Annotated in this window: 15 protein-coding genes; 1 reads left to right on the top strand and 14 read right to left on the bottom strand. The window is 37.4% G+C overall.

The window, feature by feature from the left end; genetic code table 11:
• The 9 genes from BMY80_RS10110 to ilvY form a co-directional block, all read right to left on the bottom strand.
• A partial coding sequence (locus BMY80_RS10110) for a hypothetical protein (protein ID WP_218140355.1) occupies window positions 1-205 on the bottom strand: 205 nt, incomplete at its 3' end.
• 354 nt (window positions 206-559) lie between these two features.
• Window positions 560-760 (bottom strand): IS3 family transposase, encoded by a 201-nt coding sequence (locus BMY80_RS12840; RefSeq protein ID WP_177178568.1) that lies wholly within the window; start codon window positions 758-760, stop codon window positions 560-562.
• 541 nt (window positions 761-1301) lie between these two features.
• Window positions 1302-2093 carry a nicotinamide riboside transporter PnuC gene (gene pnuC, locus BMY80_RS10095; protein WP_051622005.1) on the bottom strand — a complete coding sequence of 264 codons (792 nt, stop codon included), beginning with the start codon at window positions 2091-2093 and terminating at the stop codon, window positions 1302-1304.
• Between the two features lie 95 nt (window positions 2094-2188).
• Window positions 2189-3616, bottom strand: a complete 1428-nt coding sequence (gene gltX / locus BMY80_RS10090; RefSeq protein ID WP_031579890.1) for a glutamate--tRNA ligase — start codon at window positions 3614-3616, stop codon at window positions 2189-2191.
• A 129-nt stretch (window positions 3617-3745) separates the two neighbouring features.
• Window positions 3746-4339 carry a Fic/DOC family protein gene (locus tag BMY80_RS10085; protein ID WP_031579891.1) on the bottom strand — a complete coding sequence of 198 codons (594 nt, stop codon included), beginning with the start codon at window positions 4337-4339 and terminating at the stop codon, window positions 3746-3748.
• Window positions 4332-4598, bottom strand: coding sequence for an antitoxin VbhA family protein (locus BMY80_RS10080; protein ID WP_031579892.1), 267 nt, complete (start codon window positions 4596-4598; stop codon window positions 4332-4334). The genes BMY80_RS10085 and BMY80_RS10080 overlap by 8 nt, the downstream gene beginning before the upstream one ends.
• Window positions 4599-4698: 100 nt before the next feature.
• On the bottom strand, window positions 4699-6444 hold the full coding sequence (gene treZ, locus BMY80_RS10075) for a malto-oligosyltrehalose trehalohydrolase (RefSeq protein WP_093143318.1): 1746 nt from the start codon (window positions 6442-6444) through the stop codon (window positions 4699-4701).
• A gap of 184 nt (window positions 6445-6628) precedes the next feature.
• Window positions 6629-8278 (bottom strand): glucose-6-phosphate isomerase, encoded by a 1650-nt coding sequence (gene pgi / locus BMY80_RS10070; RefSeq protein ID WP_093143316.1) that lies wholly within the window; start codon window positions 8276-8278, stop codon window positions 6629-6631.
• 199 nt (window positions 8279-8477) lie between these two features.
• Window positions 8478-9386 carry an HTH-type transcriptional activator IlvY gene (gene ilvY, locus BMY80_RS10065; RefSeq protein ID WP_093143314.1) on the bottom strand — a complete coding sequence of 303 codons (909 nt, stop codon included), beginning with the start codon at window positions 9384-9386 and terminating at the stop codon, window positions 8478-8480.
• A 210-nt stretch (window positions 9387-9596) separates the two neighbouring features.
• On the opposite strand from ilvY, the gene ilvC reads away from it, so the two are divergent.
• Window positions 9597-11081, top strand: a complete 1485-nt coding sequence (ilvC, locus tag BMY80_RS10060; protein ID WP_093143312.1) for a ketol-acid reductoisomerase — start codon at window positions 9597-9599, stop codon at window positions 11079-11081.
• Window positions 11082-11177: 96 nt separating this feature from the next.
• Here ilvC and BMY80_RS10055 read toward each other — a convergent pair whose 3' ends face one another.
• The 5 genes from BMY80_RS10055 to BMY80_RS10035 form a co-directional block, all read right to left on the bottom strand.
• Window positions 11178-12203 carry a GGDEF domain-containing protein gene (locus BMY80_RS10055; protein ID WP_051622011.1) on the bottom strand — a complete coding sequence of 342 codons (1026 nt, stop codon included), beginning with the start codon at window positions 12201-12203 and terminating at the stop codon, window positions 11178-11180.
• Window positions 12200-13195, bottom strand: a complete 996-nt coding sequence (locus BMY80_RS10050; protein WP_093143309.1) for a response regulator — start codon at window positions 13193-13195, stop codon at window positions 12200-12202. The genes BMY80_RS10055 and BMY80_RS10050 overlap by 4 nt, the downstream gene beginning before the upstream one ends.
• A gap of 267 nt (window positions 13196-13462) precedes the next feature.
• Complete coding sequence (gene glyS / locus BMY80_RS10045; protein WP_093143307.1) at window positions 13463-15523, bottom strand: glycine--tRNA ligase subunit beta; 2061 nt, start codon at window positions 15521-15523, stop codon at window positions 13463-13465.
• Window positions 15523-16446 (bottom strand): glycine--tRNA ligase subunit alpha, encoded by a 924-nt coding sequence (gene glyQ, locus BMY80_RS10040; protein ID WP_031579900.1) that lies wholly within the window; start codon window positions 16444-16446, stop codon window positions 15523-15525. The genes glyS and glyQ overlap by 1 nt, the downstream gene beginning before the upstream one ends.
• A 112-nt stretch (window positions 16447-16558) precedes the next feature.
• On the bottom strand, window positions 16559-16777 hold the full coding sequence (locus BMY80_RS10035; RefSeq protein ID WP_031579901.1) for a sulfurtransferase TusA family protein: 219 nt from the start codon (window positions 16775-16777) through the stop codon (window positions 16559-16561).
• Between the last annotated feature and the right edge of the window lie 625 nt (window positions 16778-17402).

The raw sequence follows: 17402 nt of genomic DNA, 5'->3' as shown, positions 1-17402 counted from the left end.
GTTCGTCAAGAAATTCAGAATTCCATTCTATGACACCTTCAGTTCCTCCACCGACAATCTTGCCCACGGTTTTATTCTGCCCCGGCACCCTTCTCGGTTGTCTGAGTGTCTTGTCCCAAGTAATCTTATATGTCGTGACATAAGAGTATTTTCCCTGATTGATAATCATAAGAGGAGGTAATTTCGGAGTGTCTGCTACAGCCATAAAATCATCCATATAAACATATAATATATATGTTTATATTATACCGCAAAAAATTATGGAAGTCTTGTATTTTCTGCAACTTCCATTAAATTATTTTTCGTATATGTTTAAAACAACAAAGTTTCGGTTATTCATTAACTGAATTAATTCTGTATTTATAACTTTTGTTATATTCGTTGTATTTTGCTATAGAATTCGCTCAGATTGTCTTTTACCATAAAATCAGACATCTCATACCTTAATGAATTCAATATGCTCTTGTTTCTCATTTTTCCAGTGGATTTTAAATGTTTTATAATCATTAAATTTGCAACTTCTGGTTCCTAATTTTTTTAGTATGGCCCCAGTAATTTTCTAGGTCATACTAACAGAATTTGAGGCTTGTTTCCTAAAATTAATAGGAGACAGGCCTTTTAACTTTTTACAAACTCTATCAGTGTTATCCCAATTTATATAATATTTAATAGCTTTTTCTAAGTCATTTAAGTCCTTAAATGTCTTTTCCCTACCATAAAACATTTCAACCTTCATTCTGCCAAAGAATATTTCAATCATAATGTTGTCATGTGTAGTAGCTTTACTGGACATGCTTTGGACAAGATTGTGCTCTTTTTATAATCTTCTATGATCTTCAGTTTGTCTTCATAAGTAAACTTCATATTAAAACCCCGTTATCAATCTAGTGATCAATAACGGGGTTCATACTATTTAGCTCGGTTTATTATTTTAGATACCTTGTTTACTTCTTTAGAGTCTCACAGTTTGTCTGCATAGCGCAATCAGTCATTGATTTAACCTGATCTCTAATATTATCTGATTCTTTTTTCAGATTTGCGTTATATCCTGTGATATTTTTACATTCCTCATCTTCTTCGTCGCATGTTTCATACGCAAATGCATTAGCTGTTATCATAAATACTGATACAATTAAGCATAAGAAAGGTGCTATTACCAATGTTATAAGCTTTGATAGTAAATTCACTTTATATAACCTCCAACGTATGAGCCGATTATAATTTTATGTAAAATCAAAAAACGTGCTCTGTTGCTTAAACAAACAAAAAATTAACATTTCTTGTTTTCTTTATGATTAATATCATGTTTTATTATTAGATAGCTTATATGATTTTTTGTTCCATCTTATGTACATCACAATAGAATTTATCAGATAGAAACACCACATTAAAAGTATAGCTACTGGTTGTCCTTCTCCTTTGTAAAAAGGGATTATCCATAACCATATGCTTAAAATATTTAACAGTATCCATAGTAACCAGTTTTGTGAATATCTTTTAATTGTCAGTATCAGTCCTGTAGTCGCAAGTATTGAGGTGGTGGCATCTATATAGGGCCTTTTCCCTCCAATCTGTTCCAGAATATACCCTGTTATTAGAGTTGCTATAATTACGGTAGTAGTGACCAGAATAATTTTATTTTTTCCAAGACTGCGTTTTACCACCTCATAATCTTTTGTACTTATATTTCTAATCCAGCAGAAAATACCATATATATTCAGTGGAATGAATATGATTACTTTTACACATACTTCTCCATAATATTTGTATTTGTAGGAAATATAAGCGTAAAGTACAGAATTGATTAACCCAAAAACGAAAGCTCCTAGTTTCCCTTTTCCTGTAAGTATGGCGGCAATACAACCTGTAACCGCTGCGGTAAGTGACACCAGAAATTCAGTCGTAAATAATCGGTTATTATCAGGATTAAGTTTCATTATTGTTAATAGACTTATGACTGTAACACCACCGATAAGCCATGCTAATTCTGTTCGGTTCCATCCTGAAGTTTCTTCGTGGATAAAATCCCTGAAGCTTTTTATTGATACTTTTTCTGTTTGTTTTGCCTGATTTGTTAAGTTGTTTGAAGTCATTTTAATAACTAATTTTTGATTATGATAAAAAGGGAAGAATACATCTTGTATTCTCCCCCTTATTCTGTATGTTGGTAACTATTTTAGTAGTCTAATTATGCATTAGTCTGAGAAGCGGCCTTTTCTTTCAGGTACTTGATAGTCTTTTCAATTCTGGCAATGCAGCGTTCTCTGCCAACAAGTTCCATGGTAATTCCCATTTCAGGAGAAACACCTAAACCAGTAATGGCAAGGCGTAAAGGCATGCCTACTTTACCTAAGCCAACATCCATGTCAGTAGCAACTGATTTGAATGCTTCTTCAATTGGTTCGAGCTTCCATTCTGGTAAGTTCTTAAGCTTTTCCAAAGAGCGTTCAAGGGCTTCAGCACTGTTTTCTTTAAACCACTTTTTAGCGGCTTTTGGTTCATAGTCGGTATATTCCTGGTAGAAGTATACGGAATTTTCTGCCATTTCCTTAAGGGTTTTGCATCTTTCCTTCTGAGCGTTAACTACGTCTGCAAGTTTTGGACCTTTAGAGTAATCAATTCCAAGATTATCCATCTGCCATACGAGTTCTTCAGCTACTCTTTCTGCAGGAAGGGTTTTGATATAGTGCTGATTCATCCATTTCAGTTTATCAGTACTGAAAGCTGAAGCACTCTTTGAAACATTTTCCAGGGCAAAGTAGTTAATCATTTCTTCTATAGAGAAAATTTCCTGATTGCCATGTCCCCAGCCTAATCTTACCAGATAGTTCATAAGAGCTTCCGGTAAATAACCGTCATCGCGATACTGCATAACGCTAACGGCACCATGTCTCTTTGAAAGCTTGGTACCATCATCACCAAGGATCATTGATACGTGAGCAAATACTGGAACAGGTGCTCCGAGAGCCTTGTAGATATTAATCTGTCTAGGTGTGTTGTTAATGTGGTCTTCACCTCTGATTACATGGGTGATACCCATATCCCAGTCATCAATAACTACACAGAAATTGTATGTAGGAGTTCCGTCGGTTCTTCTGATGACAAGATCATCAAGTTCAGCATTATCAAATTCAATATGACCTCTGATCTGGTCGTCGAAACCTACTTTACCTGATGTTGGATTTTTAAATCTGATGCAGTATGGTTCATCAGGAGAATGTTTGCTAGGATCTTCATCGCGACAGTGACCATCGTATCTTGGTTTGATACCCTGACGCTGCTGTTCTTCTCTAACTTCATCAAGTCTTTCTTTTGAACAATAGCACTTGTATGCAAGTCCTTTTTCCAAAAGTTCATCAATTACCTGATTGTAACGGTCAAATCTCTTAGTTTGGTAATATGGACCTTCATCCCAGTTCAGACCAGTCCATTTCATAGACTCGATAATGGCATCAATAGCAGGCTGAGTAGATCTTTCTCGGTCTGTATCTTCAATTCTAAGTACGAACTTACCATTGTTATGTCTAGCATAGAGCCAAGAATATAAAGCAGTACGTGCACCACCTACATGAAGATAACCTGTAGGACTAGGAGCAAAACGGGTTTTAATTTCCATTTTTTATTCCATTTAATTAACAAAGAAAAAATCACGATTATAGAATTTGGTCATATTCTAACATTTTTATAAATATAAGGTATTCTATTTTTAAGATGGCAAAACAATTATCTTGTGATTATGGGGAGCTTAGTGAGTGTTTTTAAGTTCTGTTGTTATGTTTTTAAAAATTTCAATCATAGGCTTGTAGTTACAAACAAAAGATTCTCTAGATGCTGTCAGCATGTCCTGACGGGAAACTTTTGAGAATTCCAGTTTAAACCCACAGTGTATCGCCCATGACCTCATGAATTCTCTCTGAACTCTGCCGTTACCTTCTCTAAAAGGATGTATGGCATTTATTTCAGAAAAATAAAAAGCACATCTTTCAACAAACCTTGGGAGAGTAAAATTATTCTGCTTGGTTTCAGTCTGAAGATCTTTGAAAAGCTTTGTTGCTTCTTTTTCTATGAATTTAACATGGCAGAACATATTCCCTTTGCCAATGTCTACTGTTCTGATTTTTCCAGCCCAGTCATAAAGATCCTGGAACAGGTAAAAGTGTATTCTGCATAAATGATCAAAATCAAATCTCCCTTCCAGAGGCTTTTTTAACAGCTCAAGGAGGCGGAGCATTGAAAGAACTTTTTCTGTTTCAAAAAGTTCTGTTTCGTCTTTAATTTCCAGTTTGTTTCTTAAAACTTCCGTTCCGGGATAACAGTATGGATCTTGAGTATCATGCATTATTTTTCTTGAAAATTATCTTTGCGATTAATTCTTTGCGTATTTCTTCGCTACTCTTTCTTCCAGAGATGCAGTCATTTAACATAGTTAACTCATCGTCAGTCAGATTGAATCCTTCCATGTGCATTGTTGCCTGAACTTCTTTTACTGAAGCTTCGGACTGATAAATCTCAATAGGGGTTGTGATATTATTTTTCATAATTTTTTTATATTTATTAACGATGTAATTTTCTCTAAAAATATAGATATATTTTATCATATTTCATATGTTTTGAAAATGAAACTATGAGTGAAAAAGGTGGCAGAATATAAGATCGTAAAAGCCTCCGTTTATTCGGAGGCCTTAATTTAATGAAGTATTACAGAGAATATATTCTTGCACTGAATCCCTCAATGCATTTTTCGTCATGATTGTGATTTACTTTTGACGAAATGAGCATTTTTTTGTCTGATATTCCCAATTCTGTCAGTGACTGGGATTCTTCCCCGAGATTGCATACGGTAATACTCTTTGGTGTTGTAATGGTTATGATTTTTTTATCTTTGTTCAACACTACTTTAATGTCGTTTCGGTTGTGAATGCCTATAACCTTGCTCTTTTTCAAAGCTATGAGAGACTGATAAAAATTAAGAACTTCACTATGTGGCGAATCAGATGTACAGTCCATATCCAAACGACTGTCTATGAATGTTTTTACATCATGAGGTTCTTTTATTTCCACGTCAGGCATGAAAGAAAATTCGCGTTTTCTGCCTTCTCTTACAGCGTCAACAAGCCATTGGTCATTAAAACTTTCAAAAAAGTAGAACGGGTTCATTTCAGCATATTCTTCTCCCATGAAAATCATAGGTGTGTAGGGACTGGAAAAACAAATCGTTGCAGCAAGAAGAGCCTTGTCTATTCCGTAGGTAGTACTCATTCGATCACCATGAGGACGATTACCTATCTGATCATGATTCTGAATGTGTACAACGAGCTGTTCAGGTGGAATGTCTGAACCGTCTTCTCCCTGATAATTGTTATAAACACTGTTTAATTTGGTACCATCGTAGACAAAACCTTTTGTCAGAGCTTTATAAATATCATCAATGGATCCGAAGTCTTTATAATGACGGAATGTTTCATGTGTTAAGTAACTATAAAGAGAATAGTTTAAGTCATCACACCATTGAGCATTAAAACCGAAACCATCTGATGAGGTAACGTGTTTGTCATTGCGAAGGTGTTCTGCAATCATGATTATCTTACGATGTTCTTTCTCTTCTATATCTTTAGCCAATCTGTTTATTTCAGTGAGAATATGTTTGGATGAACTGTCATAAACAAGGGATACTGCATCCATTCTGAAGCCGTCAAAACCAATCTCAGAAAGCCAGTAGTATGCGTTTGCCAGATAAAAATCTCTTATACCGTGTGAGTTTTCTGAATCAAAGTTTATTGCGGCTCCCCAAGGAGTATCAGCATTTTTAGTGAAAGGTGCCAGCATTCCGCTGTAATTACCTTCAGGCCCGAAATGGTTGTATACAACATCAAGTATTACGGCAATTCCTAAAGAATGGGCGAGATTAAGAAAATCTTCCAAATCACGATAGTTGCCATATCCCATATTCAGGGCAAACATGTATGTACCATCATATCCCCAGTTTCTTTCTCCGGGAAAAGCTGCAATAGGCATTAATTCAATTACATTAATTCCCAGCGTCTTTAGATATGAAAGTCGTTTGGTGGCTCCCTTAAGGGTTCCTTCTTCTGTAAATGTTCCTATATGCAGTTCGTAGATAACAACATCCTTTGGATCTATTCCCTGCCATTTACTGAAGTCTGCTTTATGGGGATAGCAGATCATGGATGTGCTGTGTACGTCAAACGGTTGGTATTTTGAATACGGATCAGGAAGATATTCTGTTCCGTTTTTAACCAACCAATATAGGATACCTTCAGGGAGTTTATCGGTTTCGGCAGTAAAATATCCATCATCCTGTTTCTGCAGTTCAATAACTCTATGAGTTCTGTCTAGTTCAACAGCTAATGTATCGCAGAATGGGGCAAAAATTCTAAAACATCCGCGACCTTCATCATTTATGAAGTAACCAACCTTATTCATGATTCCTCCCGATTGTATGTTTTGTGCTTATATTTCTAGCTTAGATTCAAATATGGATAAGGTCTATATTTTGTATGGATAAACAAGGGATAATGCACAAAAAAAGCGATCGTGACCATATATCACGATCGCTATGTCTTAAGCAGTGTTAAAACAGGGAAGGATCCCTGTATTTACTGATATCTTACTTGTTCAGTTCCTTGAAGAAGTTAATCAGACCATTGGTTGAAGCATCATGAGCAGTAACCTTGTCCTGACAGGAAAGTTCTGGAAGAATCTTGCCTGCAAGCTGCTTGCCTAATTCAACACCCCACTGGTCAAAACTGAAGATATTCATGATTACACCCTGAGTGAAAATCTTGTGTTCATACATGGCGATGAGGGCACCGAGAGTTTCAGGGGTAATTTTCTTAACTAAAATAGAATTGGTTGGGCGATTACCTTCAAATACCTTGAATGGAACAAGCTTTTCGTAGTTTTCCTTGCTAATACCCTTAGCTTCGAATTCTGCAATTACAGTTTCCTTTGACTTACCGAATGCAAGAGCTTCAGTCTGAGCAAAGAAGTTTGATAAAAGCTTAGCGTGGTGATCGCCGATAGGATTATGACTGATTGCTGGAGCAATGAAGTCACAAGGAATTACTTTTGTGCCCTGATGAATCAGCTGATAGAATGCGTGCTGACCATTGGTTCCTGGTTCACCCCAAATGATAGGACCGGTCTGGTAATCAACCTTATTACCATCACGGTCAATGTATTTACCATTTGATTCCATGTTACCCTGCTGGAAGTAGGCTGGGAAACGATACATGTACTGATCGTAAGGTAAAATTGCTTCTGATTCAAACTTGTAGAAGTTGTTGTACCAGATTCCGATTAAAGCAAGGATTACAGGAATATTCTTTGAAAATTCTGTATTGCGGAAATGACAGTCCATTTCGTAAGCACCGGCAAGAAGCTTTTCAAAGTTGTCGAAACCAACAGCTAAAGCAATAGATAAACCGATAGCAGACCATGAAGAGTATCTGCCTCCAACCCAATCCCAGAATTCAAACATGTTTGCGGTATCAATACCAAATTCTGAAACAGCCTTTGCATTAGTAGAGAGGGCTGCGAAGTGCTTTGCTACATGAGCCTTGTCTCCGGCGTGCTTTAAGAACCAGTCTCTTGCGGTGTGAGCATTGGTCATGGTTTCCTGAGTTGTAAAGGTCTTTGAAGCAATCAGGAATAAAGTGGTTTCAGGGTTGAGCTTCTTTAAAGTTTCAGCAATATGAGTGCCGTCAACGTTGGAAACAAAGTGTGGAGTGAGTCTGGTTCTGTAAGCTGCTAATGCTTCGCTGATCATGCATGGACCAAGATCACTACCACCGATACCGATGTTAACAACATCAGTGATTTCCTTACCGGTATAACCCTTCCATTCGCCTGAAATAATCTTTGCACAGAATGCCTTCATCTTTTCGAGTACGGCATTAACTTCTGGCATTACGTCCTTTCCATCAACGAGAACAGGCTTGTTGGACTTGTTTCTTAAAGCTGTGTGAAGAACGGCTCTGTTTTCGGTAACGTTAATTTTTTCACCACTGAACATTGATTCTATGGCACCTGAAAGATCAGTTTCTTTTGCAAGGTTGATGAGAAGATTTAAGGTTTCCTGATTAATTCTGTTCTTTGAAAAGTCAACCAGAAAGTCAGGATTGAGCTTTAAAGAAAAGTTGTTGAAACGATTGCTGTCAGCCTTGAAATGATCTGCAATGGTAACATTTGAAATGGCTTTGAAATGTTCATTGAGGGCTGCCCAGGCAGCAGTCTTGGTAGGGTTAATATTTTTCATAACATTTACCTGTAAGTATTAAGTTCGTTGGCTGAATGAATTTTTAAAGAGGTTAATAAATCGTTCAGCCCTGATAAGTAAAATACTTGCATATTTTACACGATACGACTCTTGTTTGTTAAGTAGAATAAATGAGAGGTGCATATTTAAGTATAACAGCTGTATAAACCTGATGTGTTTGCCATTATCTGATGATGTATTAGGATATGTTTTTAAAAGTAAGTTCTTTTGGCATGCAGGTACGAGCAACCTCAATAAAGGCCTTTACGGCTTTATCTTTGTTTTTGGACTGGTTTGTACATAGTCCCACATTGAATGGAGTTATGTCATTGGGACGATCAATGATTTGTACATCTCCGGCGCTTGAACTCTGCATGAGAACAGCCTCGGGAATAATGGCGATTCCCATTCCGAGAGCTACAAGAGATACAATTGCCTCATTTCCTGCCACCTGAGCGATAACGTTTGGTTTAATGTTCTTTCGGTTGAACCAGACATTGATTTCTTTTCTTAGAGCTCCCTGTTCTGATACGACATAGGGAACTGTTGTCATGTCTATTTCCCCTTTTTTCAGCCATTGCTGTGGTATTTTTTTTGGGGCTATGAACACTAATGGTATTTTGGTGAAGCCGTGTGTTATCAATCCCTGCGGTATGTGTGGAGGAATGGCGGCAATTGATAGCTCCGCTTCATGGTTGATTATTTTATCAAGAGCCAGCGCAGCATCACCGGTTTCTATTTTCAAGTCAATGTTTGGGTACAGAAAACGATATTGATTAAGTAATTCCGGCAAAAGACAGACACAGGCTGTAACGGAACAGAATATTTTTAGGTTACCGGTCATCGTTTCGGATACAGCTTTCAGTTCTTCCTTTATTTTCAGGTAGTTCAAATAGTATTCGCTGGCGAATTCTTTAAATTTTTTGCCGGCAGCTGTCAGTTCTACTGTCTGGTTGTCTCTTTCGAAAAGCTTAGCACTAAGCTCTTCTTCCATTCTGGCGATTGCCCGGCTGAGTGTTGAAGGGGTAACGGCGCAGTGCTCTGCTGTACGTCTGAATGACAAAAAATTACTGAGAGAAAGGAATAAATAAAGTTCAGATGTATCCATGATTTTTTAATAATAAAGTTTCTGTACTTAGCTGTTTTTACTTGTGTAAAGTCCCTATAATCAATATTTACTAAAATTTTAATATTGTGTTGCGTATTATGCAACGCAATATTGCATATATATCACTTTTAGCAATAACTACATTTGTGTATAATTACGTTATGTTTATTTTTAATACAATCTTATTTGAATAACGGACAGGATAAAAAAATGTCAAATTACTTCAATACTTTAAATTTACGTGAACAGTTAGCACAGTTAGGCTGCTGTCGTTTTATGGCTCGTGAAGAATTCGCCTCAGGTTGTGATTTCTTAAAGGGTAAGAAAGTTGTAATCGTTGGTTGCGGTGCACAGGGCTTAAATCAGGGTTTAAATATGCGTGACTCTGGTCTTGATGTATCTTATGCATTACGTGCTGAAGCTATTGCTGAAAAGAGAGCTTCTTTCAAGCGTGCTTCTGAAAATGGCTTCAAGGTTGGTACTTATGAAGAATTAATTCCAACTGCTGACCTCGTAATCAACCTTACTCCAGATAAGCAGCATTCTCCAGTAGTTAAGGCTGTTATGCCTTTAATGAAGGAAGGTGCAGCTCTTGGTTATTCACATGGTTTCAATATCGTTGAAGTTGGTGAACAGATTCGTAAGGATATCACTGTAGTTATGGTTGCTCCAAAGTGCCCAGGTACAGAAGTTCGTAACGAATATGTTCGTGGTTTCGGTGTTCCTACCTTAATTGCAGTTCACCCAGAAAACGATCCTAAGGGTGAAGGCTGGGATATCGCAAAGGCTTGGGCTGCCGGTACCGGTGGTCATAAGGCTGGTTGTCTTGCTTCATCCTTCGTTGCTGAAGTTAAGTCTGACCTTATGGGTGAACAGACTATTCTCTGCGGTATGCTTCAGACCGCAAGCTTACTCGCTTTTGATAAGATGGTTGCCGGCGGTATTGATGCTGGTTATGCATGTAAGCTTTTACAGTACGGTTGGGAAACTATCGGTGAAGCACTTAAGTTCGGCGGTATCACCAATATGATGGATCGTTTGAGCAATCCTGCTAAGATCAAGGCTTTCAACATGGCTGAAGAATTAAAGGTTATTATGCGTCCTTTATATCGTAAGCATATGGATGACATTGAAAGCGGTAAGTTCTCTGAAACCATGATGAAGGACTGGGCAGATAACGATAAGGATCTGTTACGCTGGAGAAAGGAAACTCAGGAATCTGCTTTTGAAAATGCTCCTGCATGCAGCACTGAAATTTCTGAACAGGAATATTTCGATAAGGGTATTTTCATGGTTGCTACCATCAAGGCTGGTGTTGAATTAGCATTCGAAACCATGACTGAATCTGGTATTTACCCTGAATCAGCTTACTACGAATCATTACACGAACTTCCATTAATTGCTAACACAATTGCTCGTAAGCGTCTGTATGAAATGAACGTAGTTATTTCTGATACCGCTGAATATGGTAACTACCTCTTCTCTAATGCTTGTGTACCTTTACTCAAGGAAAAGTTCATGGATAAGGTTACCCTTGAAGATATCGGTGTAGGTTTATCTTCTGCTGATACTTCTGTTGATAACCAGACTCTTATTGACGTAAATGAAAAGATTCGTAACCACCCAATCGAAGTTGTAGGTCATACTCTTCGTGGTTACATGAAGGACATGAAGCGCATTGTTTTTGGTAAGTAATTTGTTGCCGGAACAATTATAAAAACTAAAAAAAGGGGAAGGAGCTGTTATGCTTCTTCCCTTTTTCATATACTGTTTTACTCTGTTACAACATTTTTATTTTTTTGTACCATGCTTGTATTCTGGCTTTATGTTCATGGTAGCCTCAGTGTCGTTTAATCCGTATTGAGTTGTACGATTTCTTCCGTGCTCTTTTGAAAAGTACAGGCAGTTATCAGTGCTTACAAGCCATTCCTGTGCACTTGGAATAGTCTCGGAAAGAGTACACAAACCAAGACTTATTGTAAATTTGATAACCATATCTTCATAATATACGGTGTGAGCTTCAACGGCCTTACGAATACGTTCAGCTACCATGAATGCTGACTCTCTGTTTGCATCAACCAACAGAATTGCAAATTCTTCGCCGCCATATCGTCCGGCAATATCTGTGCTTCTTATCTGTTTCTTCAGAATGGCAGAAACTTCTCTGAGAACAGCATCTCCAGCAGGATGTCCGTAGGTATCATTCACATTTTTAAAATGATCTATATCGAACATCATTAATGTTATTGGCATGAGTGTTCTCTTATTAATGTTGTATTGCTGCTTGAGACATTCTTCCCAGTAACCACGATTGTAAAGAGTTGTAAGTCTGTCGGTAATTGATAGCTCATGCAGCCTTTTATTTGCATCCTGTAGGGAGAGTTTTGAGCTTGCTTCATCTGTTACATCGTAGATAATTACCGTTACTTCTTCACATTGTCCGGTTAGTGACATCACAGGAATGAAAGTGAAGTTCATCATCATCTCTGATGATGTGCCGGTAAAAGGACGACTGTTTGCGAATTTGAATACTTCCTTATGCTGTTCCCACGAACTGAATACAAGTGTATCCATGGAAAAAGCTTCAACAATTTTATCTTTCAGCCATGAGTTTGCTAATTCTGGGAAGAATTCAAAAATACTGTGGTCATTGATTTTATAACCTTCAATGCCACTTTTGGTTTCCATAAAACTGTTCCAGATTTTTACTTTAAAATTTTTGTCCAGAACAATAACCCCTACATTCAGATTCTGAATGATGGTTAAGCTTCGATGAAGGTCGTGAATTTCGCTAAGATTATCAAGAATATCCGTCATACCAGTGCCATAATTTCCTTAAGTTTTTCTGAAGTGGAGTGATTAAATAGTATTTGGAACTTTATGTTCATGTTTAAATCTTTAATAACGTATGTCAGCTCAACATTCAGAATCTTACTGTTTATTAGTTCAGGGTTAGTTAGATTGTGTTCAACGTTTGGCGAAACCAAACCCGGAAAATTGAAGTTAATAATATAGTTTATCTGATGAGTAAAATTACGCATCAGAGTACCGGAAATAATACTTGCAAGCTCTATAACCATTGAGTTTTTGGCTTGATCATCAAGTTTCTGATTATCTGTTACAGCCTTTGTATAAGTGTTAATATCCTTGGAGGAGAAATAGATAAGACTTTCACCAAGAATTCCATCTCCGTCAAATCCCTGACTAACGATGATGTTGCCTGTGATATCTAACCAATGTTGAATATCACTTGAAATTTTTCTGCCTGTTTCTATTTTTATATTTGGCAGAGGCATGGTAACGAATAGGTTAAGCATGTCTGCGATTTTGCTGGCTGCCAAACCTGTGGCTATATTGATTTTTTCTCCTAATTCATCAAAAGGTTTAGTTTCACTGTGATCTATTGCTATTGAAGGATCTGTCAATTCTTCAAGATCATCTTCATGACACAGACCATATTTTGTCAGTAGTTCATGCAGTTCATCTGGCACCAGAGGTTTTTTTATGAAAGCAAGAACCTTGTACTTTTTTATGATTTCCAGAGCCTGTTGCTGTATATCGCCTGAAACAACGATAATCATGACTCTGAGACCTTCCTGTCTTACGGCTTCCAAAACTTCGTAACCATCCATAACAGGCATGTTTAGGTCAAGAAACATCAGTTTACCTTTCCCTTCACGCAGAAGCTCCATGGCTTCTTTACCATTAGATGAAGTGTAAAGGTTTTTTACCAATTTTTTAGGAATAACCCGAATAAGCTGATTTCTTGCAAATTTGGAGTCATCACAAACAATAATGTCTAGGGCCATATTTTTGCCGTCCAAATCTAAAAATAATAGAAAAAATTAGAAAGCTACAATTTAAATTCTATTATAAAGGAGTGGTATAGTTGATATCTCGATTATAAAAATGTGACGACTTTAGACAATAAGATAATCATTAAGAGTCTTTGATTTTTTTAATAAGATATAAAAATATATTACCTATGTATAAAATTATTAATAATTCTTATATAAAATAAAAACCGTTACGGCTAATCCATAACGGTTTTACATTGTTAATAACTTTTTAAAAGCTTATTTCTGTATCAGAGAGATATCAGCGATATGAGTGAACATATCTCTCAACTGTCTCAGCAGTGCAAGACGATTATTTTTGACTGCAGCGTCTTCACAGTTAACCATAACCTTATCAAAGAAGTTATCAACAGGCTCCTTTAGAGAGGAAAGAGTTGACAATGCATCAGTATAGTTACCTGCGTTGTAGAACTGAGCTGTAGTAGCAGAAATGTCAGACATTGCTTTATAGAGTGCGATTTCTGCTTCTTCCTTTAACAGAGATTCGTTAAATGCAGGATTTCCTTCAGCCTTGGCAAGAATGTTTCCTACACGCTTGTTTGATGCTGCAAGAGATTCAGCTTCGTTCAGTGTTTTGAACTTTTCTACTGCTTTGATACGCTTGTCAAAGTCGAAAAGATTGGTAACACCGGTGGCCAATACAGACTGAACTATATCTGCACCGATTCCTGATTCCTGATAGTATGCCTTGAATCTGCCAAGAATATATTCAACCACATCGTTTACAACATTCGTATTGGTTAATTTGTCAGCATAAAGTTTAGCAGCAAACTCAATTAAAGGTCTGATATCAAGATTGAGTTCCTTTTCAATTGCAATACGGATTACACCAATAGAAGCTCTTCTTAAACCGAAAGGATCTTTATCTCCCTTAGGAATCTGGTTAATACCGAAGATACCAGTAAGGGTTGTAATTTTCTCAGCAATGCTTACAGCACATGAAACCTTGTTTGAAGGAAGGCTGTCACCTGAAAATCTTGGCATGTACTGTTCATTCATTGCTAACGCAACTTCTTCTGGTTCGCCATCAATTCTGGCGTAGTGCATACCCATAATACCCTGAGTATCAGTAAATTCCATAACCATATTGGTCATTAAATCGCACTTTGACAGGAGGCCAGCTCTTTTTGCATATTCTGGGTTTGCACCAATCTTGTTGGCAATTTCTGTTGCGACTTCAGCAACGATTTCAGATTTATCGGCTAAAGAACCGAGCTGCTTCTGGAATAGTATGGTCTTAAGACTTTCGAATCTGGACTGAAGAGTTTTCTTCTTATCTGTATTGTAGAAGAATTCCGCATCAGCAAGTCTAGGTCTAACAACTCTTTCATTTCCTGAGATTACCATTTCAGGATTTTTGGAAATGATGTTGCTGATAAATATAAAGTTAGGTAACAGCTTACCATCACGGTATACAGGGAAATATTTCTGATCGCCTTTCATTGTATGAACCAAGGCTTCAGCAGGAACAGCAAGGAATTTTTCTTCAAATTTCGCTGTCATCAGAACTGGATATTCAACTAAAGAAGTAACTTCTTCAATCAAGTCTTCATCCATGTCTGCTGTGCCGTTGAGATCTTTTGCCTGTTTGGTGATTGCATCAACAATCATCTTTTTACGTCTTTCGTAATCGGCAATAACCATCCCCTTGGTTTCAAGAATTTCAGGATATTCATCAGCTGAATTGATTTCGAATTCACTTTCACCCATGAATCTGTGACCACGAATAGTACGTGATGATTCTAGTCCTAAAATTGAACCTGGAATGAGTTCATTTCCAAACAGCATTGTCAGAGTATGTACAGGACGAACAAATAATTCTCTCTTGCTTCCCCAATGCATAAGCTTAGGAATAGGGAGGGCACCAAGAGCTGTTTTTACAAAATCAGCAATCAGTGAAACAGTGTTCTGTCCTGATTTAACGGTACGATAGACAAGCCATTCTCCTTTTGGAGTCGTAATTGTTTCTGCCTGAGACAATTCAATCCCCTGAGCCTTGGCCCAAGCCTGTCCAACCTGAGTAGGCTGACCATCCTTGAATGCAACCTGAACTGATGGACCTTTGATTTCTACTGATTTATCAGGCTGTTTTTCGCTAAGACCGATAACTTTTAAAGCTAGTCTGCGAGGAGTTGCATACCATTCAACTGAACTAAAGGAGAGATCTGCCTTCTTTAATTCGTTGGTAAAACCGTCTTTGAACGCAACTGCCAGCTTACGGAGTGCCTTTGGTGGTAATTCTTCGGTACCAAGCTCTACAAGTAAATTTTTATTAGCCATTACTTGCTTTCCTTATTAGTTTTGCAGATAGGGAAACCTAAAGCTTCACGAGCGTTGTAGTAAGCTTCGGCTACACCTTTGGATAAAGTTCTGATTCTGAGAATGTAACGCTGTCTTTCTGTAACAGAGATCGCGTGTCTTGCATCTAGAAGGTTAAATGCGTGAGCTGCTCTTAAAATTCTTTCGTATGCAGGCAGAGGCAGTGGTTTTTCTAAAGAGAGAAGTCTCTGACACTCTTTTTCACTTGCATCAAAAACAGAGAAAAGAAAATCAACATCAGCGTATTCAAAGTTATAAGTAGACTGTTCAACTTCGTTCTGGTGGAAAACATCACCATAGGTAATATCACCAGCTGGAGTATGAGCCCAAACCAGATCGTAAATGTTGTTTACCCCCTGGATATACATGGCTAATCTTTCAAGACCATATGTTACTTCACCTGTAACAGGGAAACATTCAAGACCGCCAACCTGCTGGAAGTAGGTGAACTGAGTTACTTCCATGCCGTTTAACCATACTTCCCAGCCTAAACCCCATGCACCGAGAGTTGGGTTTTCCCAGTTATCCTCAACGAATCTGATGTCGTGTGTTGACGGATCGAACCCCAGTTCCTTCAATGAACCAAGGTATAATTCTTGAATGTTGCTTGGCGAAGGTTTGAGTACCACCTGAAATTGGTAATAATGCTGTAATCTGTTCGGATTTTCACCATAACGACCATCGGTAGGTCTGCGAGATGGCTGAACATATGCACAGTGGTGAGGTTCAGGACCAATGGCACGAAGGAATGTCTGAGGGTGAGAAGTACCGGCACCCACTTCCATATCGAAAGGCTGTGCAATCATGCATCCCTGACGTGACCAGTAATCCTGCAGAGTTAAAATCAACCCTTGAAAGGTTTTGATATCATAAGTGTTAGACATCGAACTAGTTCCTTTGAAGACTCATTAGGAGTATCAGATAATTAAAGTAAATTTACAAATACATATTTGATTCAACATATCAATTTTATTGTGCGTATTGTACTCGAAAATACTATTTTTGCATAATAAAAGATAATACAGGACCATTTAAGTCCTTTTTCAGCATCTTGTATCCCATATGTGTACAGAGAAGTTCAAAATCTCTGTCAGTTGAAGGGTCGTCTGCTTTAATTGATAAGGTGTCGCCGGGAGACAGCTGTCTCATTTCTCTTCTTACAATCATAAGAGGTTCCGGGCATCTGAGTCCCACTGTATTTATTTCTTTATTCATAAGTGCACGCTTAATATAAGTTGTTTGCTAGTGGTGTCTCATGCATGTTGTATGAATTATGAGAACTTATAGCATGAGATTTATATGAATTTGTCAGTGGCGCGTATTCAGCAATTACCATATTCATCATTAGTATTGTGAAAACAGACAGATCATAGATCTCACAGTTGTATTTGTACAGAATAAAATTATAAATAGGGTTGTGTAGGTTTGGTCCTTAAAAAGACGAATTGGTGGATGATAGGAAAACGAAAGTGTGGATATGAGAGGTTTAATCAGAATTTAATGAATAAAAAACATTCAAAAAACAATAAATAAGCTTAATAATTATGCAAAAAGTAAATTTTTTTATTTTTTATGAAAAAAACAGTTGACGAAAAAAATAAAAAACCTAAAATACACATCGTTCGCTGAGCACAGCGAAAAACAAAAAGTTCTTTAAAAACGAATCTAGACAATCTGTGTGGGCACTCGCTGAATTCATGAGCTGAAATTAAAAAATGGTTCTTGAAGAAGCTGAGTGTCAAATCTAAGAGCAATTAGAAAGACAGTCATTCAAAGAGAGCCGAAAAAACTTCAACTAATTTAAAGTGAAGAGTTTGATCATGGCTCAGATTGAACGCTG

Origin of the sequence: Ruminobacter amylophilus, from assembly GCF_900115655.1 — a bacterium.
GTDB lineage: Bacteria > Pseudomonadota > Gammaproteobacteria > Enterobacterales > Succinivibrionaceae > Ruminobacter > Ruminobacter amylophilus.
Note: the sequence above shows the minus strand (reverse complement) of the source record. Positions and strands in the feature narration are given on the sequence as shown.